This window comes from Marinobacter sp. F4216 (genome assembly GCF_019931195.1).
GTDB lineage: Bacteria > Pseudomonadota > Gammaproteobacteria > Pseudomonadales > Oleiphilaceae > Marinobacter > Marinobacter suaedae.
This window is the reverse complement of record NZ_JAIOUO010000002.1, coordinates 447168-473079: the sequence shown is the minus strand read 5'-3', so window position 1 is coordinate 473079 and position 25912 is coordinate 447168. Positions and strand designations below refer to the sequence as shown.

Here is a 25912-nt window from a genome sequence, read left to right as displayed (position 1 = left end):
ACTTTGAACAGGTATCCCTGATGATTCTGCTGAAAACCAACCTTGGCGACATCAAGCTCGAACTCGACCACGACAAGGCGCCGGAAACCGCCAAAAACTTCGAGCAGTATGTTCGCGACGGATTCTATGATGGCCTGATTTTTCACCGTGTCATCAGCAACTTCATGATCCAAGGCGGCGGCTTCGAGCCAGGCATGCAGCCCCGCAAAACCCGCGAGCCGATCAAGAACGAAGCCAACAACGGCCTGAGCAACATGCAGGGCACAATCGCCATGGCCCGCACCATGGACCCGCACTCGGCAACCGCCCAGTTCTTCATCAACGTTGAAAACAACGGCTTCCTGGACCACACCGCCGAAAACACCGAAGGCTGGGGCTACTGCGTGTTCGGCAAGGTCGTCGAAGGCATGGACACCGTGAACAAGATCCGCGCTGTTCGCACCACCATGCGCGCAGGGCACCAGGATGTACCGCACGACGACGTCGTGATCGAAAAGGCGGAAGTTCTGGAGGATGGAGGCGCGGCGTGACCACGCTGTTTATTTCCGACCTGCACCTCGAGGAGTCGCGGCCTGACATCACAGATGCCTTTCTGGAATTTCTGAAGGACAAGGCCTACGGCATCGACAGCCTGTACATTCTCGGCGACTTCTTCGAAGCCTGGATTGGTGACGATGAACGGACCCCTCTTCAGGAGCAGGTAGCCGAGGCCCTTCGGGCTGTGAACGAGAGCGGCACACAGATCTTCCTGATGCACGGCAACCGGGACTTCCTGATTGGCCATGAGTTCTGCAGCCGGGCCGGCGCCACCTTGCTGGATGATCCAACCGTGGTGGACCTGTACGGCACCTCTAGCCTGCTGATGCATGGCGACAGCCTATGCACCAGGGACGTGGAGTACCAGAAGTTCCGTGCCAACATGCGCAATCCCCAGTGGCAGCAGATGATTCTGCAGCGTCCCCTGGCCGACCGCCAGCAGGTGGCCCGTCAGCTTCGGGAAATCAGCATGGCCAAAAATCAGGGCAAGCAGGAAAGCATCATGGACGTGACGCCGGAGGAAGTGGTCCGGGAACTGGAAGCCCATGGCGTTCAACGGATGATTCATGGCCATACGCATCGGCCAGCCAAACACGACATTGAGGCCAACGGAAAGCCGGCTCAGCGAATCGTCCTGGGCGACTGGCACACTCATGTATGGTGGCTGACTGTGGAGGAAGGCAAGGACCCGGTTCTTGAGAGTTATCCGCTCTAGTGACAACGGCTCAATAATCCACTCCCCTGAACGGAAAAGGCCGGGCAATTGCCCGGCCTTTTTTCTTAGTGCTGCAGAATCTGCTTAAGGAACTTCTGCGTCCTCGGTTCCTGAGGATTGGTGAAGAACTCGTGAGGCGGAGCCTCCTCTACGATTTCACCCGCATCCATGAAGATAACCCGGTCAGCAACCGTCTTGGCGAAGCCCATCTCGTGCGTTACACACAACATGGTCATGCCACTGCCAGCCAGCTCGATCATAACGTCCAGCACTTCCTTGATCATCTCAGGGTCAAGTGCGGACGTTGGCTCATCGAACAACATGATCTTCGGCTTCATACACAGAGCACGAGCGATCGCTACACGCTGCTGCTGACCACCGGAGAGCTGCCCCGGGAACTTGTGTGCCTGGTCCGGGATCTTCACCCGCTCAAGGTATTCCATAGCCGTCGCTTCTGCTTCCTTACGCGGGATCTTGCGAACCCACATGGGGGAGAGGCAGCAGTTTTCAAGCACCGTCAGATGCGGAAACAGATTGAAGTGCTGGAATACCATGCCCACTTCACGACGCACGGTGTCGATCTGACGAATGTCATCGGTCAGCTCCACATTGTCGACGATGATCTTGCCCTGCTGGTGCTCTTCCAGCCGGTTGATGCATCGAATAAACGTAGACTTACCAGAGCCGGACGGGCCGCAGATTACGATACGCTCGCCCTGCTTGACGTCCAGATTCAGGTCCCGCAGTACGTGAAAGTCACCGTACCACTTGTGCATGCCTTCAACCTTGATGATCGGTGAGCTGTCACCTGCTACACCCTGAGGAGAAGACACAGTTTCAGGAGTTTGGGATTGTTCTGTCATTGGATTACCCATCAGGTTTTATGACCGGTGTCGAGTTTTCGTTCAAGATTCTGGCTGTAACGGGACATGCCGAAGCAGAAGACCCAGAAACAGAAGGCGACAAATACGTAGCCTTCGGAGGCAACATTTTGCCAAGCCGGGTCTGTAATCGTTGACTGGACAGCACCCAGCACGTCAAACAGACCGATAATCAACACCAGCGTTGTATCCTTGAACAGGGAAATAAAGGTATTCACGATCCCTGGAATAACCAGCTTCAGAGCCTGAGGCAGAATGACCAGCCCCATTTTCTTCCAGTATCCGAGACCAAGCGCGTCAGCCGCTTCGTACTGTCCACGCGGGATGGCCTGAAGACCACCACGGATAACTTCGGCCATGTAGGCAGACTGCCACAGCGTGATACCAATCAACGCACGAGACAGCTTTTCGAAGTTCACTCCTTCCGGCAGGAACAGCGGCAGCATGACCGAAGCCATGAACAATACGGTAATCAACGGAACCGCACGCCAGACTTCGATAAAGACCACACAGAGGCCACGAATGATCGGCATGTCCGACCGGCGCCCCAGTGCCAGCAGGGTACCAATTGGCAACGACGCCAGAATACCGATATAGGCCAGAATCAGGGTCAGCATCAGCCCGCCCCACTTGGTGCTCGGAACCTCTTCGAGGCCAAAAGAACCACCCGGGATCAGGAAGTAGCCAATCAGGGGCAAGCCAGTCATGCCGAAAATGCCCAGCCACTTGCGGCCTGGGAAGCCTTCAATGAACTGGGGCACAAAGGCAACAGCCAGCAGGATGAACATCACATCCACACGCCATTGCTGGTCATCCGGGTAGAACCCGTAAATAAAGAAGTTCAGTCGCTCACTGACGAACACCCAGCAGGCACCCGCCCCGGTGCAACTTTCCGGACCAGTTCCGGCGAAGTTGGCATCGAAGAACAGCCAGCTCAGCAGCGGCCCAAGCGAGGTCACCAGGACGTAACCGATGAGCAGCGTCAACAGTGTGTTGTACCAGGACGAGAACAGGTGCTCCCGCATCCAGGCGACCGGACCGAGAGTCTTCTTGGGTGGTTTCATGGTTGACTCAGTCATCATCGCTCCTTAATCGCCACAGCTCGGTTGTAAATATTCATGAACAGGGAGATCAGCAGACTGATGGTGAGATACACCGCCATGGTAATGGCGACCACCTCAACGGCCTGACCCGTCTGATTGAGGGTTGTACCCATGAATACCGCAACCAGGTCTGGATAACCGATGGCGGTTGCCAGCGAAGAGTTCTTAACCAGGTTCAGGTACTGACTGGTCAGTGGCGGAATGATGACTCGCATAGCCTGGGGAATTACGACCAGACGAAGAGTAAGGCTGTTTGGCAAACCCAGGGCTTTGGAGGCTTCCGTCTGTCCCTTACTGACCGACAGGATCCCGGAACGGACGATTTCCGCAATGAAGCTCGCAGTGTACAAGGACAACGCAAGCCAGAGCGCTGCGAGCTCCGGAATAATGGTGATACCACCACGGAAGTTAAAACCCTTCAGGGCAGGCACATCCCACTCCAGCGGGCTTCCAGCCACGAAATAGGCCAGCACTGGCAGCAGCACCAAGATGGAAACCCCAACTTTGAACGTCGGGAAAATCTTGCCTGTCGCCAATTGGCGCTTTTTAGCCCAGATGCGAAGGCCAATAACCGCAGCGATTGCAACGGCGATAGCGCCCCATACCAGGCCAAAGCCATCCTGAGTGACAGGGTCTGGCACATACAGGCCCCGGTTATTCAGAAAGGCTGAGCCCCCCACCTCAACGCTTTGCCGGGGAGACGGCAGCGCAGCGAGGACGGCGAAATACCAGAAGAAGATCTGCAGCAGCAGAGGAATGTTACGAATCACCTCGACATACACCAGTGCGAGCTTTGCCACCAGCCAGTTGCTGGACAGACGAGCGACACCGATGATGAAACCGAGGATGGTAGCAGCAACCACACCCATCGCTGATACCAGCAGGGTGTTGGTCAGACCCACCAAGAAGGTGCGGCCGTAGGACATGGTGGCATCATAAGGCACCAGACTCATGATAATGCCGAAACCGGCAGATTCTTCGAGGAATCCAAAACCGGTGCTGATCCCGCGGCTCTCCATGTTGGAGAGTGTGTTATCAACCAGCGTCCAGCCGCCCCAGAATACCAGGGCAATGGCGACGATCTGGAAGAAGATGGATCGAACCCGGGGATCGTACCAGGGCTTGGGCCCTGCGGGTTTTGACCCGTTTGCTTGAGTAATCGTTTCAGTCTTCATGGGAGTTCCTGGAAAGCTTCCCTGCGGTTCACTACTCAGAGATAACAAAGGGCGCCCCCTCATGAGGAGCGCCCTCCCGTGCTTTCAGGTTTTAACGAACAGGGGGAGCGTACAGAACGCCACCGTTGTTCCACAGATTGTTAACGCCACGGTCCAGACCCAGCGGAGTGTTCGGGCCTACGTTGCGCTCGTACATTTCGCCGTAGTTACCAACGTGCTTGATAACCTGGTAGCCGAAGTCGTGTTGCAGACCCAACATCTCACCCAGGTTACCGTCAGAGCCCAGCAGACGCTGGATGTTCGGGTTGTCGGACTTCAGCATGTCATCAACGTTTTCGCTGCTTACGCCCAGCTCTTCCGCGTTGATCTGCACGTTGAGAACCCACTTCACCAGGTTGAACCACTGGTCGTCGCCCTGACGGACAACAGGACCCAGAGGCTCCTTGGAGATGGTGTTCGGCAGGATAATGGCTGAGCTCGGATCGGCCAGCTTGGAGCGCAGAGCAGCCAGCTGAGAACGGTCAGAAGTCAGAACGTCACAACGACCTGCAGAGAAGCCCTGTACGGTCTGCTCAGAGGTATCGAATACGATTGGCTTGAATTCCATACCTTTGGCACGGAAGTAGTCAGACAGGTTCAGCTCGGTGGTGGTACCGGACTGGATACATACAGTCGCGCCATCCAGCTCAGTGGCGTCAGAAACACCGATGTCCTTGTTCACCATAAAGCCCTGACCGTCGTAGTAGTTTACGCCGGCAAAGTTAAGGCCCAGGGAAGCGTCACGTGTCAGAGTCCAGGTAGTGTTACGGGACAGCACGTCGATTTCGCCGGACTGCAGGGCGGTGAAACGCTCCTTGGCAGTCAGCGGAGTGAATTCTACGTGTTTAGCATCGCCAAAGATTGCAGCACCAATCGCGCGGCAAGTATCGACATCAATGCCCGTCCAGTTACCTTCGGAATCTGGCTGGGAGAAGCCCGGCAGACCGTTGGTCACGCCGCACTGCACATGGCCTTTTTCCTTCACGTTTTCCAGCGTGGTTGCAGCCATAACGTTACTGGCTGCAAAAGTGCCAGCGGCAAGCGCCATTCCCAGGGCAATCGATTTCGTTTTCATCATTATTTGGATCTCCAAACGTCAGTTTGTGTTGCGCAACCGCCGTAAGCGGATTGCGTGCCAAACTTTTTAGTTTATTGATTTGATTGAATTATTTTTATGTAGACCGGTCTAAACCTTCTGCTCAGACTGGTACATCCGTACAAAAACGCACTCTCATGGTGCGCGCACGGCAGTACCATGCCTTGTTATGAGCCAAATTGAAAGACCACTTTTACAAGGTAGAACAAAATCGGGAATAAAAACCAGTTTTTTAGAATTCTCGAAGTGATTAAAACATCTCCGCAGGCTCACGATAGGTCTGCAAACGCTTCCTCCAGCCCGGTAACCAGCGGTCTCGCTCGATGTCCTGAGGCGCATTTTCGGCACGGCGGGTAAGAATCTGGTCGGCAGCCCCGCGAAACTTTTCCAACACCGACGCACCCTGATTCTGCTCTTCCATTGCCAGCAATACCTGCAGCAATCCCCACCCCTGCCCGCTGTATCGCTCGTCGGGTGAAAGCCCCTCCCCTTTGAAGTTCACATAGTCGATTACCGCGTAAAGCCCACCCGGCGTCGACGTGAGCCCCTTCAGGCGGTTGGATACGGCCTCGCGCTGACTTTCAGGCGCTGCCGCAACCACCTTTGCCAGTGATCGGCTCGCGCGCTCAACGATGAATTCGGCCTGAATCCCCTGGGTGCCCGCCAGAAACTCCCTCAACTGGGCAACCTCGGCAGAGTCCTGTGCTGCAAGAAAGGTCTCCCGGTCTGGCCAGGGCGCATCGAACTCATCGAGTTCCCGCAACCAGTCCGGAACCGAGGCCTGCCGCTGATGCATGTATTGGATCAGCGCGGGAAAGCTCTCGACGAAACGCTCTTCGACCCCTGCGGGGTACCAGATGAAATGCCCGATACCAAGGGACGGGAAACGTTCCCCTTTATTCCAATGCACGAGACATTTCAACTGGCCGGCGCATTCGTTCTTAAATACCTGGGCACCAACCCAGTCCATCTGGGCCTCATCGAGATCAATGGAAAATTCCAGTGCACGAGCATCTGAATTTGCTACATTCTGGTGCGCCTCATTATTGGAGCCACGCTCGGTGTCAGAGTCGCAACCCGCCAACAGCCATACCCCCAACAGCAAAATACCTGCACCACGGACGATCGACACTGGTTACCCCCAATCATTCGAAACGTAAAATTTTTAACGGTTGCAGCAGCACCGGAACGGATAGAGTATGGACGAGAAATCTACCTTAGTGGACTGATCTGGCTTACGAAATAGACAGAGAGCGAATCCGGGATCCAGAATCACTGTCCGCCATCCAACAAATACCAACAAAGAGTCCGCACCGTATGACCAACCAATCCCCAAATCAACCCTCTCAGCCTCCTCGGATTTTGATATTCGGTGCCGGTAGCGTGGGCTGCTATGTCGGTGGGCGACTGATGTCCGGCGGTGCGGAAGTGGTTATGATCGGCCGCCCTCGCTTGCGACAGGTGTTCGACGAATCCCCCCTGGTTCTGACTGACTACGAGGGCTTCCATTTCGAAACCCAGCTTGGGCCCGACATTTTTACAGAAGACGCCTCCGTGGCCGCCGATGCAGACCTGGTGCTGGTCACCGTCAAGTCAGCAGCCAGCGCAGAGGCAGGAAAAACCCTCGCCAAATACCTGCGCCCCGGCACGCCCGTTATCAGCCTGCAGAATGGCATATCGAACGTCGAAACACTGCGCTCACAACTACCCGACGCCCGGGTTTTCGCAGGCATGATTCCTTTTAACGTGCTTCAGAAACCCCCCGGGCACTTCCACCATGGCACCGAGGGGCATCTGATGGCGGAGAAACACGCTTGCCTGGAACCATTTCTATCCGCCTTCGAAAGCTGCGGGCTGGCGCTCGAACTGAGGGAAGACATGACCTCGGTCATGTGGTCCAAGTTATTACTGAACCTCAACAACCCGATCAACGCCCTGTCGAATGTGCCGTTGCTGGAAGAATTGTCTGACCGGAATTACCGGCTTTGCCTGGCCCTGGCGCAGAAGGAAACCCTGGCACTACTGGACATGGCCAAAATCGACACAGTCCAGCTTACCGCTATCCCCATGTCACTGATCCCGAAGGTGATGAGCCTTCCCAACTGGCTGTTCCAGAGGGTTGCCCAGAAAATGCTGGCCATCGACCCTATCGCTCGCTCATCGATGTGGGAGGATCTTGAGGCAGGGCGTCCAACGGAAGTGGACTGGATTAACGGCGAAGTGGTGAAACTGGCCAATTCTCTGGGGAAGAAGGCGCCGGCAAACCAACGCCTGACAGAGCTGGTCCATGCCTGCGAACAGAGCCGGCGCCGCTGGGCCGGCGATGAATTACTGCGGGAACTGCGCTCAGCCAGCCGCTGAGCGCATGGACAAAACCTCAGGCAACGAGGTGTTGGACGAGTTTTTCACGAATATCATCCGGGATCGGCAGCGCTTTTTCGTTGGTGTAATCGAAATGAATCATTACCGCCGTGCCTCGGGCAATCTGCTTGCCATCCTGCCATGCCTCCTGAACGACATTGAACGATGAATTGCCAATCTTGCCGATGCCCGTCCGCACCTCCACCGGCATGTGCCAATAACTCTGGGCCAGCAGATCCAGCTCGATCCGGGCGATGATGAGCGGCCAGGTTTTCACATCCAGACTCGGGTGAAAGATCTCAAAGATGGGCCTGCGTGCCTGCTCAAACCAGACGGGAAAGGCGGTATTGCTGATGTGACCCAAGGCGTCGGTATCACAGAAACGGGGCTCAATCTCAAGCTGAAACATAACGACTCTCCAGACAGTCAAAGCGCACCATCATACACGCCTCCCCCCCACAAAGAGCCCTCCCTTGGGCTAATAACCTGCGGCCGAACCTTACCAACAACACTTTGTAAACTTTAAAACTTTGTGTAATTTCGCGACCGAACTGACTAACCGAGTCGAAACTGAATTAGGATACCCACCTATTGATTGTGGAATCTCAGGCCTAAGGCCTTCGAATGAAAAATAATAAACGATCCGGTTGTACGTTTTTTACCTGCGTTCTATGGGCCCTGCTGTCCCTCATAGCGCCCTCCCTCCACGCAGGAGAGGTCATTATCAGCAACCCAGACTTCGACTCTCTGGCGCTCGGCCTCCGGAGCGATGTTCTTGAGGATCCCTCCGGCATACTGCAATTTGCAGCACTTCAGAACAATCAGCATCCATGGAGACCGTTGGGAGCCAAGGATCTACCACCACAATTCACATCGAGCGCTTTTTGGCTTCGAGTCAGCCTTTTGAACCAAACAGGCCAGAGCCTGAATACCATTCTGGATTCCGGCAGCGTATTGGTGGATTACCTGGATTTCTACGTCGTCCGGAGTAATGGGTCGACCGAAGTCGTTCTAACGGGTGATCGCCGCCCCTTCCATAGCCGGCAGGGAAAAACCCGTACCGTGAGTCAACCGCTGGAAATTGGGCCCGGCGAGCGGGTAACCATTTTCATGCGACAAACCACCCATGACGGACTGCATGAAACGCTCACGCCCACGCTCCGGTCACCCGAGGCCCATGACGCCCAACTGCAAAAAGATGGCATGGTATTTGGCTTTCTCTTCGGGACGTTGGGAGCCTTGATGCTCTACAACCTCTTTCTCGCCGTCTTCACAAGACAACCAGGCTTTTTACGGTATGTACTTTTAACGTCCGGTATTCTCGCGTGGGGTTTTGTTTTCCGTGGCTATGCTTTTCAGTACCTCTGGCCCAACTCTCCCGACCTGAACAACCAGATTCTGGCCGTCATTGCCTTGCTGAGCCACGCCGCATTCAGCCTTTTCGCAATCGGGTACCTGAATGTCAGACAACTCACGCCTCGCTGGCTGTATCTCGCCAACTGGATACCGGTAGCGCTCAACTCGCTGCTGATTATTCTTCCTTTGCTGGGCTACTACGCCCTGTCCTTTGCCAGCTGGTTTGTTGCCGGCACACTCACTCAAATTATTGTCGTAGCTACCAACTTGCTGCTGATAAGGCAGGGGTCGGGTCCGGCTCGATTTTTTATCGTGGCCTACGCGGCATTGGGTGCCGGAACCACCATCTACTACTTGCACCTGCTCGGCTTGATGGCCCCTAATTTTCTCACCGAGTATGGAATTCAGATTGGAGCAAGCCTGCAGGTTCTGCTGCTCGGCATAGGCCTTGCCGACCAGATGAACACCCTCAAAGCGGAAAAACTGAAAGCAGAGCAAACGGCACGTTCGGCCCAGCTGGCACTGAACAGTAAACTGACAGAAGAAGTCAGGCTCCGCACCATGGAGCTTGAAGATTTGAATCACAAGTTGAGCGAGCTGTCGATCACCGACGAACTGACCGGCTGTTTCAACCGCCGACATTTCAATCAGGTCCTCGAAGAAGAACTTGCCCATCACCAGAGGCAAGACTGCCCCCTCGCCTTCTGCATGTTCGACCTCGACAATTTCAAGACGTACAACGACACCCACGGTCACCAGGCAGGAGACCGGGCGCTTCAGCAGGTAAGCCATCACTTGCACGAAGTCCTGAAACGGAAGAAAGATCTGCTGTTCCGACTGGGAGGCGAGGAATTTGGTGTGCTGCTGAACATGGATCAGCCCATCGACAAGGCAGTGCCCTTTGTCGAGCAACTGCGTCAGGCCATTGCCGACCTCGGCATACCCCATAAGGCCAATCCGGACGGCGTGATAACCGCCAGTTTCGGACTGATCATGCTCAAACCCGGCTCAGCCATCAGCACGCCGACAGAAATCTACGCCAGGGCAGATGCCCTTCTTTACCAGGCAAAATCCGAAGGCCGAAACCAGGTTGCCTACGCCATTGATTGAGGCCGGGATCACTGCTCTACAAACGCCCGCTCAATCACATAGTGCCCCATGTCACCGCCACGAGCTTCCTTGAACCCCATATTGTTCAGAATGGCGCAGGTGTCCTTCAGCATGCTTGGGCTTCCGCAGATCATGAAGCGGTCATTATTGACGTCAAACGCTGGCAGCCCGAGGTCCCGGGTGATTTTCCCGGTTTCCATGGCATCGGTCAGACGCCCCTGAGTGCGGAATGCCTCCCGGGTCACAGTGGGATAATAGAGAAGCTTACCGTCGACCATTTCACCAAAGAACTCATTCTGGGGCAGCTCTTCAATTTCATCCTGATAGGCCAGTTCTGACACGTATCGGACACCGTGAGTGAGAATGACCTTATCGAAGGCCTCATACACTTCCGGGTCCTTGATAATGCTCATGAATGGCGCAAGACCAGTGCCAGTGCTGATCAGCCACAGGTTCCTGCCCGGCAGAAGGTTGTCCAGCACCAGAGTCCCGGTTGGTTTACGGCTGACCAGAATCTGGTCGCCGACCTGGATCTTTTGCAGGCGGGATGTCAGCGGGCCGTCAGGTACCTTGATGGAAAAGAACTCAAGCTCTTCTTCGTAATTAGCGCTGGCGATACTGTAGGCGCGCATCAGCGGCTTGCCATCGGTTTCCAGGCCAATCATCACAAAGTGGCCGTTCTTGAAACGGAAACCAGGATCCCGGCTGGTCTTGAAACTGAACAAAGTGTCGTTCCAGTGATGGACGCTGGTGACGGTTTCTTTCATCAGATTGCTCATTTACGCCTCGTGCCTGTCCGGATCGCTTATCGCGAAAGAGTGGTAACTTTCAATTGCGCAAAGTTTAACCCACCGCTAACCTATCCATAAAATGGGATATTCACATAACCTTATTCGCTTTTTTCGATATAAAGCGATTGAAAAGCGCCAATAACCAACAGGTACTCCATGAGATACAGCTTCCGGCAACTTGAAGTCTTTCTGGCCGCTGCGCATTTCCAGAACATCACCCGGGCTGCCGAATCCCTGGCCATGTCCCAGTCAGCCGCCAGCAGCGCCCTCAAGGAGCTCGAAAACCAGTTCGATATCCAGCTGTTTGACCGGGTTGGCAAGCGCTTACAACTGAATGAACTGGGCCGCCTGTATCGCCCGAAAGTCGAAGCTGTGCTTGCCCAGGCCAATGAGCTGGAGCAAGCGTTCAGCAAGCATTCCGAGGTGGGAGCCCTGAAGGTCGGCGCAACGCTGACCATCGGCAACTACCTGGCGGTTGGGGTCATGGCGCAATACATGAGCACCCCCACCCACCCTAAGGTGTCGCTGGAGGTCGCCAATACCCGCACGATTGCACAACGGGTCAGTGACTTCGAACTCGACATCGGCCTGATCGAAGGCGAGCTGCACTCATCGGAACTGGAGGTACTGCCCTGGCGGGACGACGAGTTGGTAATTTTCTGCTCTCCGGATCACCCGCTGGCCAGCAAGAAAAACCTGACAGACAACGATCTGCGTGAGGCTACCTGGGTCATGCGCGAGCAGGGCTCCGGCACCCGCCAGAGCTTTGAGCGGGGCATGCACGGACTGCTATCGGACCTGAACATTCTGCTGGAGCTGGAGCACACCGAGGCCATCAAACGAGCCGTGGAGAATAATCTGGGGATTGGCTGCCTGTCACGGGTCGTTCTGGAAGATGCCTTCAAACGGGGCAGCCTGATACAACTGGCGGCCCCAGAGCACCGGAAGTTTGACCGCCAGTTTTACTTCATTCTGCACAAGCAGAAATACCGCAGTGCCGGTATCGATGCGTGGATGGACTTGTGTCGCCAGCTCTGAGCTAGTTCACCGGCCCACTGTGGAAACGGAATTCCGTATCAGGCTCGGTGATAAGTTGATGCTCAACAGCCAGAAACTCGGCCACACGGTCTTCGACGGCACCACCGTTAGCCTGCTCCGCCAGCTTCAGATAATCCTGATAGTGACGGGCCTCGGATTTCAGCAAACTGTTGTAGAAATCGGCAAGCTTCTCATCCAGATACGGCGCTAGAGCGGCAAAACGCTCGCAGGAACGCGCCTCGATGATTGCCCCCACGATCAGCACATCCACCAGCCTGCCCGGGTCCTCCTTGCGCACCAATTCCCTCAGGCCCGCGGCATAGCGGGCCGGCGTGAGATGGTCGTAGGTTACGCCTCGTTTTTTCATGATCGCCAGCACTTGCTCGAAGTGCCTTAGCTCTTCACGCGCCAGTCGTGACATTTTATTCAGCAAATCGGTGTTATCCACGTAGCGGTACATCAGACTCAGTGCCGTCGATGCCGCTTTCTTCTCACAGTGGGCATGGTCGATGAGCAACAGGTCCTGATGGGCCAGCGCATTATCGATCCATTGCTGAGGCGTTCTGCAAGGAAGGAAGTCGTGAATCTCTTGAAGTGCTGTGGTCATTGTCATTCCCGGGCGATCTAACAGGGTGCGGGAGTATAACGCACATAGCAGAAGACTCCGACCGCTGTCCAACTTAACTTTATAAGGGGTTTCCTATAGAATGCGGCGCCAGTTTAAGGCTTTTCTGCCATATAAACTCCCGCCGGGCATGGCTGCCCCGAATGCGGGACATTCCAACTGATGAGGGTCCAAATCGTGTTAGAAGCATATCGTGAACACGTTGCCGAACGTGAAGCCCTGGGAATTCCTCCCAAGCCCCTGAATGCGGAGCAGACCGCAGCTCTGGTTGAGCTGTTGAAGAACCCGCCAGCCGGTGAAGAGGAAACCCTGGTTTACCTTCTCGAAAACCGTATCCCGCCGGGCGTTGACGAAGCTGCATACGTGAAGGCCGCTTTCCTGACCGCCATCGTTAAAGGTGAGGCTAGCTCTCCCCTGGTGAACAAGCAAAAAGCGGTTGAGCTTCTTGGCATGATGCAGGGTGGCTACAACATCGCCACTCTGGTTGATTTGCTGGACGACGCCGAACTGGCCGAGCTGGCCGGCAAGCAGCTGAAGAAAACCTTGCTGATGTTCGACGCCTTCAACGACGTGAAGGACAAGATGGACGCCGGCAATGCTGTTGCCAAGTCCGTCATGGAATCCTGGGCCAACGCTGAGTGGTTCACCAACAAGAAAGCTGTGCCCGAGAGCATGAAGATGATCGTGTTCAAGGTCACCGGTGAAACCAACACCGACGACCTGTCTCCGGCTCCGGATGCTTGGTCCCGCCCGGACATCCCGCTGCACGCCCGCGCCATGTACAAGATGGAGCGTGACGGCCTGACTCCGGAAGAGCAAGGCGTCACCGGCCCGATCAAGCAGATCGAAGAAATCCAGTCCAAGGGCCTGCCGGTTGCCTTCGTGGGTGACGTAGTGGGCACCGGTTCTTCCCGTAAATCCGGTACCAACTCTGTACTGTGGTACTTCGGCGAAGACATCCCGGGCGTGCCCAACAAGCGTGCCGGTGGTGTCTGTATCGGTAACAAGGTTGCCCCGATCTTCTTCAACACCATGGAAGACGCTGGTGCCCTGGTTTTCGAAGCACCGGTCGACGACATGAACATGGGCGACATCATCGAGATCCGCCCGTATGACGGCAAGATTCTGAACGAAGCTGGCGAGACCATCTCTGAGTTCGGCTTCAAGTCCGACGTGATCCTGGACGAAGTTCAGGCCGGTGGCCGTATCCCGCTGATCATCGGTCGTGGCCTGACCAACAAGGCCCGCGAAGCACTGGGTCTGGGCGCTACGGACACCTTCCGTCTGCCGAAGGATCCTGAAGCCGGCACCAAGGGCTTCACCCTGGCCCAGAAAATGGTTGGTAAGGCCTGCGGCCTGGAAGAAGACCAGGGCGTTCGTCCGGGCACCTACTGTGAGCCTGAGATGACCACCGTTGGTTCCCAGGACACCACCGGCCCGATGACCCGTGACGAGCTGAAAGACCTGGCGTGTCTGGGCTTCCAGTCTGACCTGGTTATGCAGTCTTTCTGTCACACTGCGGCCTATCCGAAGCCGGTTGACGTTGAAATGCAGCACACCATGCCGGACTTCATCCAGACCCGTGGTGGTGTCGCCCTGCGTCCGGGTGACGGCATCATCCACTCCTGGCTGAACCGCATGCTGCTGCCGGACACGGTAGGTACCGGTGGTGACTCCCACACCCGTTTCCCGATGGGCATTTCCTTCCCGGCAGGCTCTGGCCTGGTTGCCTTCGCAGCCGCCACCGGCGTTATGCCGCTGGATATGCCGGAATCCGTTCTGGTTCGCTTCAAGGGCGAGATGCAGCCGGGCATCACCCTGCGTGACCTGGTACACGCGATTCCACTGTACGGCATCAAGCAGGGCATGCTGACCGTTGAGAAGAAAGGCAAGATCAACGAGTTCTCTGGTCGCATCCTGGAAATCGAAGGCCTTGAGCACCTGACCGTTGAGCAGGCGTTCGAGCTGTCTGACGCGTCTGCTGAGCGCTCTGCGGCCGGTTGTACCATCAACCTCTCTGAAGAGTCTGTGGCCGAGTACCTGCGTTCCAACATCACCATGCTGCGCTGGATGATTGCCGAAGGTTACGGCGACCCACGTACTCTGGAGCGTCGCGCCCAGAAGATGGAAGAGTGGCTGAAGGATCCGAAGCTGATGCGTGCCGACAAGGACGCAGAGTACTCTCACGTAATTGAAATCGATCTGGCCGACATCAAAGAGCCGATCGTTTGCTGCCCGAACGATCCAGACGACGCCAAGTTCCTGTCCGAAGTGGCTGGCGACAAGGTCGACGAAGTGTTCATCGGTTCCTGCATGACCAACATTGGTCACTTCCGTGCCGCTGGTAAGCTGCTGGAACAGCACAAGGGCGCCCTGAGCACCCGTCTGTGGATGTCCCCGCCGACCAAGATGGATCAGGCTCAGCTGATGGAAGAAGGTTACTTCAACACCTACGGCACTGCTGGTGTTCGCACCGAGATGCCGGGCTGCTCCCTGTGTATGGGTAACCAGGCTCGTGTAGCGCCGAAGTCAACCGTTCTGTCCACCTCTACGCGTAACTTCCCGAACCGTCTGGGTGATGGTGCCAACGTGTACCTGACCTCTGCGGAACTGGCTGCGGTCGGTGCGGTACTGGGTAAGCTGCCGAGCCCGGCGGAGTACATGGAGTACGCGAAGGACCTGAACAGCATGTCGAAAGAGATCTACAAGTATCTCAACTTCGACCAGATGGAGGAGTACACCAAGAAGGCGTCTGAGGCGACTGTCGCTTAAGACCTTTCAGGGTTAAACCTCGAAAACGCCAGCCTCCGGGCTGGCGTTTTTTTATGGCCGCAAGAACTCAGCGTTCGAGCAGAATCTTGCCCACCGCCTGGCCCGACTCGATCAGCCGATGGGCTTCGCCGATCTCGGTAAACCGGAACCGATGACTGTCCAGCAGTGGCTTGACCCTGCCCTGCACCAGCAGGTCGCACAGAGCCTTCACCAACCGTGGCTGATCGTCCATGCCTATACCGTGCAGCAGCGCGATGGAGCGGAAAATCACGTGTAGGGTCAGGCTCTTGGCGTGCATCAGACTGAGATCGTGGCTCGAGCGGGTATTGATCGAGCAAAGACGTCCATTCACCGCCGTGGCCTCGATGGACCGGTCAAGGTTCACGCCTCCAACGGTGTCAAACACCAGGCTGAAGCCCTTGCCGCCGGTAAGTCTCTGCTTGTACTCCTCCACCGTCTCATCCTTGTAGAAGATGATGTCGTCAGCACCCAGACCCCGGGCCAGTTCGGCTTTTTCTTCGCTGGACACCGTGGTTGCTACTCGGGCGCCCATGTACTTGGCGATCTGGATGGCGACGTGGCCCACCCCGCCGGTGCCGGCATGAATCAACACGTGTTCGCCGGGCTGGATCTGGGCCCGATCCACCAGGGCGCTCCAGGCAGTCAGGAATACGAGCGGCAGAGCCGCGCACTCGTTCAGTGGCAACCGCATCGCGGGGGTGCGCTTACCCAGCACGCGCGCATCGGCAATCATGTAATCGGCCAGGGCGCCCTGCCAGCCCTTCACCCCGCCGGCACAGCCAAAGACCTCATCGCCTTCGGCGAAGCCGGTCACCCCCGGCCCGAGCTTGTCGACGATGCCAGACACATCACCATTCAGGATCGCCGGCATGGCCGGGCCGGTCTTGACCAGCCCGGAGCGGATCTTGGTTTCCAGCGGATTGACACTGGAGGCCACCACCTTGATGCGAACCTGGCCCTCGGCCGGTTCGGGGGTATCCACCTCACGCTCGACGAACACCTCCGGGCCGCCAAACTCTTCAATAACCATTGCCTTCATTGTTATACACCTCACTCGTCGAACATCAGTACAGAATCAGTCGCAGTAGAATGGCCACCACCATGACCAGAGTAATGGCCTTGACCCAGCGCGCGCCCTGCTTGCTCATATTGACCCGGGTAGCCACAAAGGCACCGGTGACATTGCCAACGGCGAGGGTCAGCCCCACGCTCCAACGCACCTGGTCGTTAAAGGCGAATACCAGCAGCGCAGCGAAGGTAAACGGCAGCACGATGGACACCTTGAGCACGTTTACCTGGCGCAGGTCGATCTTCAGCATGTGGTAAAGCACCACGATGAACAGCACCCCAACCCCCACCTGGATGAAGCCGCCATACATACCCACGAAAAACATCGCCAGGTAGATGGCAGGGCTCAGCCGCTCGGTGGTCAAAGGTCGGGTATTCAGGGATGGCTGAGGCAGCAGCATGAATACCGACGCGCCAATCATTGCCGACACCAGCACCATCTCAAACACGGCGTCCGGCACCCAGGTGGCAACCCAGGCGCCCAGAAGCGATCCCAGGATCGCCGGAACCGCCAGGAACAGACTGACCATCAGGTTGCCGTGGCCCATACGGTAGAAGCTGCCCACGGCGGTTATGCTCTGCAGGGTAATCGCCACCCGATTGGTGCCGTTCGCCACCTGGGGTGGTAACCCAAGGAACATCAGCAGTGGCAGCGTCAGCATCGAGCCTCCCGCCGACAGCACATTGATGAAGCCGGCGATGCCACCCAGCGCAAGCAGCGCCAGAACCTCGATCAGGGTCATAGTCGGGTTCCGTTACGTGACGGCCGGCCGGGACAGTCGCCCACTCTGGCGGCTGCTCCACACGAACGCGATGATGAAAATCACCAAACCGGTGACGTCCAGCAGGACCTGACCATGGGGCCACAGCATAAGCAAACCAATGGGGAACATCAGCACCCGAACCACTGGGTTGAGCGGATGCTCCAGGTAGCCTTCCAGCCCGGCGACGATGGCGTAGATGCCCAGCAGCGCGAAGCAGAACACCTGCAACATCTGGTCAAAATCGCCGGTAATCAACGGGGAATAGGCGAACAGCAGAGGCACGATGTACAACCCCTTGGCCAGCTTCCAGGCGGTGAAACCGGTGCGCATCTGCGGTGTGCCGGCAATGGCCGCCGCGGCAAAGGCAGTCAGGCACACCGGGGGCGTCACGTTGGAATCCTGGGACAGCCAGAAAATGATCATGTGTGCCGCCACCAGTGCCATGGACAGGATTGCCGGCGACAGCGCCTGCTCCAGCAGCTGATTGCTGAAGGTATCCGGCACCGACGCCAGCAATTGCTCGGCGGTGGCACGGTCCATCGGCGCATTCAGCAACTCCATTTTGTCCGGCGCCACCAGCATGAAGATCGACTTGGCCTGCTCCGGCAGGTTGCCGTTCATCACCATATCCAGCAACTGGCTCTGGGCAATCAGATTGTAGATGGCCGGCGCAGACAGCGTCGCCAGCACGATATAGGCTGCGGTCACCGGCAAACCCATGCCAAGGATCAGCGACGCCAGCGCCACCAGAACGATGGTGATCAGCAGGCTGCCTCCGGCCCAGTCCGTAATCATGATCGAGAAGGTATTACCGATACCGGTGGTAGACACCACCATCACGATAAGACCAACGGTGATCAGCAGAATGGCCGTGGTGGTGATATTCCGGGCCCCCATAACCAGTGCGTCCAGGATGTCCTTAGGCCCCATCGGATGCCTGGACAGCCTGGACGCCACAATCACCGACAGGATGGCAATGCCCGCCGCGTAGGTTGGCGTGAAGCCGTAGACGAGGGCAGCCACCAGGACCACCAGCGGCAACAGAAAGTGCCAGCCGTCCTTGAGCACCTCTTTCAAAGTGGGCGCGTCATCATCTTCCAGTTTGATGGCGTGGCTGCGCTTGGCCTCGATCCGAACAAACATAGCGACCGACAGGAAATACAGCAGTGCCGGCAAGGCCGCGACCGAAATAATCGTCAGGTAGGACACCTGGGTGTAGGACGCCATGATAAAGGCCCCGGCCCCCATCACCGGTGGCATCAGCTGGCCACCCGTGGAAGCGGCAGCTTCGACTCCTGCGGCGAAACGCGGCGGAAAGCCGGCCTTGCGCATCAGAGGAATGGTAATCACGCCGGTAGACACGGTATTGGCGACACTGGAGCCTGAGACCGAGCCCATCAACCCGGACGAGAACACGGCAACAAAGCCCGGCCCCCCGACAAACCGGCCAGCCGCGCAGCGGGCCAGTTCAATGATGAAATCCCCCGCACCGGATTTCACCAGGAAAGCCCCGAACAGGATAAACATGAAAACGTAGGTCCAGGAGATGCGGGCGATGGACCCGAGCATGCCCTGCCCCCCGATGTAGGACCGGAACAAGACGGTCTCCCAGGTCAGGCCCGGGAAATTGAAAATGCCGTCCACATATTGCCCCCACCAGGCCACATAGGACAGCGCCAGAATACACAGTACCGGGATAAACCAGCCCACGGTGCGGCGGGCGAATTCCAGTATCAGCAAGACGGCAGCAATGGAGAAAATCCAGTCCGCGGTGCTGAAGGTCACACCACGCTCATACAACGCGTTCTCGAACAGCATCAGGTAGACGGCACAGGCCAGCGCGGTCAGCCCGAGCACCACATCCACACCCAGCACCAACCGCTGGCCGGATACCGAGCGCGCCTTCAGCATTGGCGTGGTTAACGCACAGATAAGACCGAACAGGCCAAAGTGAAGCGCCGATGTCCACAGCTCCGATAGCGTGGACACCGTGTTGAAATACAGGTGGATCAGCGAGGTGGCGATGGCCAAACCAAAAATCACCGGCCCTAACAGCCGGTGATCAAGGCGCTCGCTGGCATCGCTCGCGCTTTCGTCGCGAACCTCAGACAGAGGTTCGCCCGTTGATGGCTCCGCCACGATTACTCCGCAATCAGTCGCTCAGGGATCTCAAGGCCCTGTTCACGGTAGAAACGGGCAGCCCCCGGATGCAGTGGCATGGGCAGGCCGGTAATCGCCTTCTCCAGGGCCATCGCCTTGGTGGCCGGATGGATGTTGTTCAGGAACGGCAGGTTGGCATAGATCGTCTTGGTGATCTGATACACATCCTCCTCGGAGACATCCGCACGGACCGCCATAATGTTGGGCTGGGCGATGGTGTTGATGTCCTTGTCCTGGTTCGGATAGGTGCCGGCCGGAATGGTGTACGGGGTCCACAGCTCAAAGTCACTGTTAACCTCCGCCAGCTGCTCGGCGGTGAAGTCCAGGGTGGTGATCTCATCAGCCAGGTTAGCGTAGGCACGGGTCACGGCCGAGGCCGGCACACCTGCCGGAATGTTCATGCCGTCAATGTTGCCATTCTGCATGGCATCGGCACTGGGGCCGTAGCCCAGGTAGGCAAGGTCCACCTGCTCGAGATCGACCCCCAGCTTGCCCAGGATAAAGCGGCCAGAGCCTTCAGTGCCGGAATTGCGGGCACCGATGGAGAAGCTTTCATCGTACAGGTTGGTCATATCGGAGATGGTGCCGGACTCAACCATGGAGTTGCGGACCACAAAATGCTCCACGTTTTGCCACAGCATGGAGACCGAGCGCAGGTCCTTGTAAGCCTTGGCTACAGGACCGGTGCCGTTCCACGCGTAAGCGCCGTAGAGGCCCTGCAAGATGCCGAACTGGATCTGGCCTTCGTCCATGAGTTTCAGATTTTCTCCGGAACCGGCGGAGCTGATGGCCGACACCGAGATGTTGGTCTGCGGCTCCAGCTTGACCTTCACCAGGGTGGAGATGGCCACACCAACGGGGTAGTAAGTGCCGCCGGTGGTCGCGGTACCCATGACGTAATTGCCTTCGGCCTGAAGGCCGGAGGAAAACGATACGGCGGCGGCTGCGACCACCCCCAGAGCAGTCCTGCTCAGACTCTTGGTATTCATAAGCCTTAATCCTCAAATGGTTATAGTTATTTCGGGACACGTCCTACGTCTTTATCACGTTAGCGGTTTGGCGAAACGACTGCCAGCCACAAGGTCACGGCTTCGACTTATGTATAACACCGGGTTGCCGGGCAAGAAAAAAGCCCCCGCCATTGCTGACGGGGGCTTTTAAGGTTAGCGGCCGAAACCCGGTAGTCACCGGGCTCGGTCCCACCGCTTACGGCAGGTTGTGATAGCGGGCCTTGATGGCCTTATCAAAACCTTCCAGGATCTTCGCATGCGGCTCGTCACCAAACTTGGAGACAACCACGATCGCAATGGTGGCGAACAGGAAGCCCGGAATGATCTCGTACAGGTCCAGGATACCACCGGACATGTTGCCCCAGATCACAACGGTCGCCCCACCGACAATGATACCGGCCAGGGCGCCGTTGCGAGTCATGCCACGCCAGAACAGCGACAGGATCAGCGCCGGACCGAATGCAGCACCAAAGCCTGCCCAGGCATAGGACACCAGCTCCAGAACCTTACTGTCCGGATTCAGGCCGAGGATACAGGCGATGATGGCAATACCCACCACAGCAAGACGCCCAACCCAAACCAGCTCTTCCTGGGACGCCTCCTTGCGGAACAGCGCCTTGTAGAAGTCTTCAGCCAAAGCTGAAGAGGACACCAGTAGCTGGGAGTCCGCAGTACTCATGATCGCCGCGAGGATCGCAGCCAGCAGGATACCGGCGATGACCGGGTGGAACAGGGCATCCACCAGCAGCATAAACGCACGCTCACCGTCTTCCAGCGGGGTTTCAAAATAGCCAATCGCCGCAAAGCCACACAGCAGTGCGCCCAGCAGACCAAAACCACTCCAGGTAACCGCAATGCGGCGGGCTGCCGGTACGTCGTCTTCGCTACGGATCGCCTTGAAACGCGCCAGGATGTGGGGCTGACCAAAGTAGCCCAGACCCCAGCCCAGCAGAGACAAAATAGCCAGAACACCCAGTGCATTACCGTCAGTATCAGTCCAGGCATCCAGGAACTCGGGGTTCTTGGCTTCCATGGCCGCGGTCGCCGCGCCCCAGCCACCATCGGCGTTGATTGCCATGATGGGCACCAGCAGCAAGGCAGCAAACATCAGCAGGCCCTGAATAACGTCGGTCCAGGTAACCGCCAGGAAACCACCGAAGAAGGTGTAGGAAACCACCGCAATGGTGCCCACGATAACCGCCACGGTGTAGTCCAGGCCGAACACCGTCTCAAACAGCTTGCCGCCTGCAACCAGGCCAGAGCTGGTGTAAAACAGGAAAAACATCAGAATGAAGAAGGCACAAACCACCCGCAGGATGCGGCTGTTATCGTGAAAACGGTTCTCGAAATAGGACGGCAGAGTCAGGGAATCACCGGCAGCCTGCGAGTAGGTACGCAAGCGGCTGGCCACAAACAGCCAGTTCAGCCAGGTACCTGCCAGAAGACCAACAGCAATCCAGATGGCCTCATAGCCGGCGGCATAGGCGTAGCCCGGAAGGCCCAGCAGCAACCAGCCACTCATATCGGACGCACCGGCACTGATCGCCGAAGGCATCGGACCAAGACTGCGGCCACCGAGGATGTAGTCCGACAAGTTAGATGTGCGTTTCCACGCCACATAGCCAACACCCAGCATCAACAAGATGTAGGCGATAAACGTGATACTTATTCCAACACTATTTCCAATCATTTTGGTTTTCTCCCCATGCGCTAGTCTGGGTTGTGTTTTTTGTTGGCATTCCAAGGGCTCTCCGCCTGCGCCCTGGTGACAAACAGGACGAGAGGGACAACCAGAGAACGGCCACCCGTGGGTGACGCGTATCCGACATCCTGAAGTTTCAGGACCGACTAACTTACTGACTCATGCAAAACCGGGGGTTACAAAATCCTACGATTCTTTTGCGAAATTTTCCCAAAAGCCGGTAACCCACGGAATCAGGCTGCTTTTTCACCAAATCGCAATTTTGTCGGGGTCGTTCCCCGCTGCTTTCGCAGGGCATTCGTTAATGCACTGTGGGATGAAAATCCCGTGTGATAGCTGACTTCCGAAACGGAAAGGGATGAGGACACCAGCAGCTTGGTCGCCTGATCCAGGCGAGTCTGCAGGATAAACTGATGAGGAGTCACACCGGTCGCTGCCCGGAATAATTCATGAAACCGACTGACACTGAGGCAGGCAACACCCGCCAGGTCCTTGACGGTGATTTTTCGATGCAGGTTCTCGAGGATGTATCGTCGGATTGCGCCGGGCTGTATGGCCTTGCGATGAACCGGAGCCTCCCGGTTTTCACTGAGACGATCGGCCATACAGTGCAGTATGCTTGCTGCCAGATGCCGCTGCATGGGCATGTTGGCGGGTGAACGATCGATTTCCCCGGCGGCGAACTGAACCAGCCCCTGCATTTTGCTGTCCATGACCAGGGCTCGCGGACGCTCGAATAATGGCGCGAGAGATTCGTAATCACCGTGAGCGGGAGAGCTGAGCTGTGGCAGTTGCGGATCCAGATTAATCACAAGCACGTGATTCTGGCTGTCACCGCAGTAATCATGGGTCGCCTCCGTCGGTACCAGGCACGCATTCCAGGTATCGAGGCGAGAACCGGTCCCTTCAACATTAAGGTCAGCGGTACCCTGGACACCTACGACCACCTGATGATGTTCATGGTGGTGCTTTTGAGCGGCAACCGGCAATTTCACCAACTGGGCATCAAGCATAGACGTCACGCAACCCCAAATTCAGAGAATATGGTTGAAATTAAAGCAGATCAGCGTGGAACTTGCACATCAGGTCCCTAACCTGAGTCGTGACGGTTTCCAGTGGTGAGCTCGCGTCAACAATGTGATAACGGCGAGGATCGTCACCGGCCCGGCGACGGTAGGTGTCGCGAATTCGCTCGAAAAAAGCCACCGCCTCCTGCTCGAAACGGTCAAGTTCGCCGCGTTTTCGAGCCCGGGCCATACCCGTTTCGACGGGCGCGTCCAGAAGCACAACATGATCCGGTCGGACCTCTCCCTGCACCAGGGTTTCAAGCTGGGCAATCCTGTCTTCGCTCACACCCCGGCCGCCGCCTTGATAGGCAAACGTGGCATCGGTGAAACGATCGCACAACACCCACTGTCCGCGCTCCAGAGCCGGCAATATCCGGGTGTGTAAATGCTGGGCCCGGGCCGCAAACATCAGCAGGAGTTCGGTGGTTTCATTAACAGGCTCGTCCCGCGGGGCCAGCAACAACTCCCGAATCGATTCCGCCATGGGCGTTCCGCCCGGCTCCCGGGTCTGAATGAAATCCACTCCCAGAGACTCAAGCGTGGCGGCAGCATTGGCCAACTGAGTGGACTTGCCTACCCCTTCAGTGCCCTCAAACGTAATAAACAGCCCGCGCCGACTCATCCTGCGTCTCCGTTAGCACCGTCATCCTCTTTCTGGACTGCGGGTGAAGAACGGTAATCCTCCCGACGATTGAGCTGAAACTCGCGAACGGCTTTATTATGTTCAGACAAGGTACGGGAAAACTTGTGGGTGCCATCACCGCGGGCAACAAAATAAAGCGCTTTGCCATCATCCGGATTCAACGCTGCGTGAATGGCACCGCGCCCCGGCAGGGCGATGGGTGTTGGCGGCAGGCCGTTGATGCGATAGGTGTTGTAGGGCGTGTAAGCCCTGAGGTCGCGGCTTCGAATCCGGCCCTCATAGTTGTCACCCATACCATAAATGACGGTGGGATCTGTCTGCAGGCGCATTCCCTTCTGCAAGCGGCGCACAAATACTCCAGCGACCTGCTCACGCTCATAGGGAACGCCGGTTTCCCGCTCAACAATGGACGCCATGATCAGTGCTTCGTAAGGCGTGTCGTACGGCAATCCCTCTTCTTTCGCTTCCCATTCCTCGGCCAGCACCTCAGTCATGGTATCGAACGCCCGCTGCAGCAGGTCCAGATCCGACTCTGAGCTGGTGAACAGGTACGTATCCGGGAAAAAACGGCCCTCAGGGTGCTCACCTTCGGCACCCACTGCTTCCATGATCTGCTCATCGGACCAGTCTGTGGTGAGCTTCTTTAATCGGTCGTGACTGGCCAGGGCTGCCCTCATATCGGCAAAGGTCCAGCCTTCGATAAACTGCACGGACCAGTGCTTGGTATCGCCGGATACCATGGTCGAAAGCATCTCACGGGCAGTCATACCCGGAGTAAACTCATACTCACCAGCCTTGACCTGGGCCTCCTGGGGGAAAAGGCGACCATGAATACGTAACCACAGGTCTCGCTCCACCAACCCTTCCTGCTCCAGTTGACGAGCAACCTGGGCAAATGCGGTTCCCTTTGGAACATTGAACAGAACGGGCTCCTCCAGAGCCACGGGCTGTTCGAGTGTGTCTAACCCCTGCCATAGCCACAGGCCGGTTCCGGTGGCGGCCAGAACGGCCGCGCTGAATACGCCGATAAGTAACTTCTTGAACAAAAGCTTTATTCCAGTAGATCGTTAGGGTCGAAGATTGTCGCAAGCCCGCTATACACTGGCAACTGGTGGTCTGCAACCTGACTGACCGGCACCACGCCCAACACACTGTTCAGCAGGAACAGTCCCCTGCACTTCGGGCCTGACACATCGGAAGCCGCGAGATGACGCTCCTCAACAGAATCGCCCTGAGTTCGCAGGCGCTCTAGAATCCATTCTCGCAGCACACCAGCGACCGCCAAAGAGGCTTTGGGTGGGCTAACCCAGCCGGAATCAAACCGGGCCAGAAGGTTGGTACGGGTGCCTTCAATCAGGTGGCCATGCCCATCGAGCATCAGCATTTCAAACCGATCGCCCTGAATGTCCCTGGCTGCCATCACCTGTTCGAGACGATTCAGGGTTTTCATGCCCGCCAGGAAAGGATTCACAGTGAGTGTTACAGGGGAAAAGTCAACGCAAACGCCGGCGGAATCAGGTTGCGCCGGCAATGCCGACGCCGAAGCCAGCACATGGGGCTGACTCTTGGCATCCGGCTGGTAGCCACGCCCCCCTGCCCCCCGGGTGAGCATCAGCTTTAGGATCCAACCATCGCCCTTGAAGGCGTCCGAGTAGCGCTCGGCTGCCGCTCGGCAGATGTTGTCCAACTCCGATCGCGACACCGGGATACCAAGCCGGCCGGCATCCCGGGTCAGACGATCAACATGGCGGCCGAGCAGGACACCCTGCCGGCCCCGCATGCGGATGGTTTCAAACAGCCCGTCGCCGTAGGCAAGCCCACGATCATTGGCCGGCAGGCCGCCCTCATCTGCCCAGAACAGCTTGAGCATCGTCGAGG

General features: G+C 57.1%; 23 protein-coding genes. 6 read left to right on the top strand and 17 right to left on the bottom strand.

What is annotated here, in order from left to right:
- Positions 1-20: 20 nt before the first annotated feature.
- On the top strand, positions 21-530 hold the full coding sequence (locus K8I84_RS02705) for a peptidylprolyl isomerase (RefSeq protein WP_223793179.1): 510 nt from the start codon (positions 21-23) through the stop codon (positions 528-530).
- On the top strand, positions 527-1252 hold the full coding sequence (locus K8I84_RS02700; protein ID WP_223793178.1) for a UDP-2,3-diacylglucosamine diphosphatase: 726 nt from the start codon (positions 527-529) through the stop codon (positions 1250-1252). Before K8I84_RS02705 ends, K8I84_RS02700 begins: the two co-directional genes overlap by 4 nt.
- A gap of 65 nt (positions 1253-1317) precedes the next feature.
- Here K8I84_RS02700 and K8I84_RS02695 read toward each other — a convergent pair whose 3' ends face one another.
- The 5 genes from K8I84_RS02695 to K8I84_RS02675 all read right to left on the bottom strand — a co-directional run bounded on the left by K8I84_RS02695 (position 1318) and on the right by K8I84_RS02675 (position 6678).
- On the bottom strand, positions 1318-2115 hold the full coding sequence (locus K8I84_RS02695) for an amino acid ABC transporter ATP-binding protein (protein WP_411722639.1): 798 nt from the start codon (positions 2113-2115) through the stop codon (positions 1318-1320).
- 11 nt (positions 2116-2126) lie between these two features.
- On the bottom strand, positions 2127-3212 hold the full coding sequence (locus tag K8I84_RS02690; RefSeq protein WP_223793177.1) for an amino acid ABC transporter permease: 1086 nt from the start codon (positions 3210-3212) through the stop codon (positions 2127-2129).
- Positions 3212-4411, bottom strand: a complete 1200-nt coding sequence (locus K8I84_RS02685; protein ID WP_223793176.1) for an amino acid ABC transporter permease — start codon at positions 4409-4411, stop codon at positions 3212-3214. Before K8I84_RS02685 ends, K8I84_RS02690 begins: the two co-directional genes overlap by 1 nt.
- 91 nt (positions 4412-4502) lie before the next feature.
- Positions 4503-5528: an amino acid ABC transporter substrate-binding protein gene (locus K8I84_RS02680; RefSeq protein ID WP_411722638.1), complete on the bottom strand. Its 1026-nt coding sequence runs from the start codon at positions 5526-5528 to the stop codon at positions 4503-4505.
- A 268-nt stretch (positions 5529-5796) separates the two neighbouring features.
- Positions 5797-6678 carry a hypothetical protein gene (locus K8I84_RS02675; RefSeq protein ID WP_223793175.1) on the bottom strand — a complete coding sequence of 294 codons (882 nt, stop codon included), beginning with the start codon at positions 6676-6678 and terminating at the stop codon, positions 5797-5799.
- 185 nt (positions 6679-6863) lie between these two features.
- On the opposite strand from K8I84_RS02675, the gene K8I84_RS02670 reads away from it, so the two are divergent.
- Entirely contained in the window at positions 6864-7907 is a 1044-nt protein-coding gene (locus K8I84_RS02670) for a 2-dehydropantoate 2-reductase (protein ID WP_223793174.1), read from the top strand.
- Between the two features lie 16 nt (positions 7908-7923).
- Here the strand turns inward: K8I84_RS02670 and K8I84_RS02665 are convergent, their stop codons facing one another.
- Positions 7924-8316, bottom strand: a complete 393-nt coding sequence (locus K8I84_RS02665) for an acyl-CoA thioesterase (RefSeq protein WP_223793173.1) — start codon at positions 8314-8316, stop codon at positions 7924-7926.
- 215 nt (positions 8317-8531) lie between these two features.
- On the opposite strand from K8I84_RS02665, the gene K8I84_RS02660 reads away from it, so the two are divergent.
- A complete protein-coding gene (locus K8I84_RS02660) occupies positions 8532-10373 on the top strand; it encodes a diguanylate cyclase (RefSeq protein ID WP_223793172.1) in 1842 nt (613 codons plus the stop codon).
- Positions 10374-10381: 8 nt separating this feature from the next.
- Here K8I84_RS02660 and K8I84_RS02655 read toward each other — a convergent pair whose 3' ends face one another.
- The gene (locus tag K8I84_RS02655) at positions 10382-11152 is read right to left on the bottom strand and encodes a ferredoxin--NADP reductase (protein ID WP_223793171.1); all 771 of its coding nucleotides are present in this window, start codon (positions 11150-11152) and stop codon (positions 10382-10384) included.
- Between the two features lie 168 nt (positions 11153-11320).
- Between K8I84_RS02655 and K8I84_RS02650 the strand changes: the two genes are divergently transcribed.
- Positions 11321-12202, top strand: coding sequence for a LysR family transcriptional regulator (locus tag K8I84_RS02650; RefSeq protein WP_223793170.1), 882 nt, complete (start codon positions 11321-11323; stop codon positions 12200-12202).
- Between the two features lies 1 nt (position 12203).
- Here the strand turns inward: K8I84_RS02650 and K8I84_RS02645 are convergent, their stop codons facing one another.
- The gene (locus K8I84_RS02645; RefSeq protein WP_223793169.1) at positions 12204-12809 is read right to left on the bottom strand and encodes a tRNA-(ms[2]io[6]A)-hydroxylase; all 606 of its coding nucleotides are present in this window, start codon (positions 12807-12809) and stop codon (positions 12204-12206) included.
- A gap of 195 nt (positions 12810-13004) precedes the next feature.
- On the opposite strand from K8I84_RS02645, the gene K8I84_RS02640 reads away from it, so the two are divergent.
- On the top strand, positions 13005-15599 hold the full coding sequence (locus tag K8I84_RS02640; protein ID WP_223793168.1) for a bifunctional aconitate hydratase 2/2-methylisocitrate dehydratase: 2595 nt from the start codon (positions 13005-13007) through the stop codon (positions 15597-15599).
- Between the two features lie 67 nt (positions 15600-15666).
- Here K8I84_RS02640 and K8I84_RS02635 read toward each other — a convergent pair whose 3' ends face one another.
- From K8I84_RS02635 to pabC, 9 genes are all read right to left on the bottom strand, one after another.
- Entirely contained in the window at positions 15667-16659 is a 993-nt protein-coding gene (locus K8I84_RS02635) for a zinc-dependent alcohol dehydrogenase family protein (RefSeq protein ID WP_223793167.1), read from the bottom strand.
- A gap of 25 nt (positions 16660-16684) precedes the next feature.
- Positions 16685-17431: a sulfite exporter TauE/SafE family protein gene (locus K8I84_RS02630; RefSeq protein WP_223793166.1), complete on the bottom strand. Its 747-nt coding sequence runs from the start codon at positions 17429-17431 to the stop codon at positions 16685-16687.
- A 12-nt stretch (positions 17432-17443) separates the two neighbouring features.
- Positions 17444-19591, bottom strand: coding sequence for a TRAP transporter permease (locus K8I84_RS02625; RefSeq protein ID WP_223793165.1), 2148 nt, complete (start codon positions 19589-19591; stop codon positions 17444-17446).
- Positions 19592-19593: 2 nt separating this feature from the next.
- Positions 19594-20601: a TAXI family TRAP transporter solute-binding subunit gene (locus tag K8I84_RS02620; protein WP_223793164.1), complete on the bottom strand. Its 1008-nt coding sequence runs from the start codon at positions 20599-20601 to the stop codon at positions 19594-19596.
- Between the two features lie 217 nt (positions 20602-20818).
- Complete coding sequence (gene putP / locus K8I84_RS02615; RefSeq protein ID WP_411722651.1) at positions 20819-22309, bottom strand: sodium/proline symporter PutP; 1491 nt, start codon at positions 22307-22309, stop codon at positions 20819-20821.
- Between the two features lie 248 nt (positions 22310-22557).
- Positions 22558-23337: an AraC family transcriptional regulator gene (locus tag K8I84_RS02610; protein WP_223793715.1), complete on the bottom strand. Its 780-nt coding sequence runs from the start codon at positions 23335-23337 to the stop codon at positions 22558-22560.
- Between the two features lie 40 nt (positions 23338-23377).
- Entirely contained in the window at positions 23378-24013 is a 636-nt protein-coding gene (gene tmk / locus K8I84_RS02605; RefSeq protein ID WP_223793162.1) for a dTMP kinase, read from the bottom strand.
- Positions 24010-25080 (bottom strand): endolytic transglycosylase MltG, encoded by a 1071-nt coding sequence (mltG, locus tag K8I84_RS02600; protein WP_223793161.1) that lies wholly within the window; start codon positions 25078-25080, stop codon positions 24010-24012. The genes tmk and mltG overlap by 4 nt, the downstream gene beginning before the upstream one ends.
- Positions 25081-25085: 5 nt before the next feature.
- Positions 25086-25904: an aminodeoxychorismate lyase gene (gene pabC / locus K8I84_RS02595; RefSeq protein ID WP_223793160.1), complete on the bottom strand. Its 819-nt coding sequence runs from the start codon at positions 25902-25904 to the stop codon at positions 25086-25088.
- Between the last annotated feature and the right edge of the window lie 8 nt (positions 25905-25912).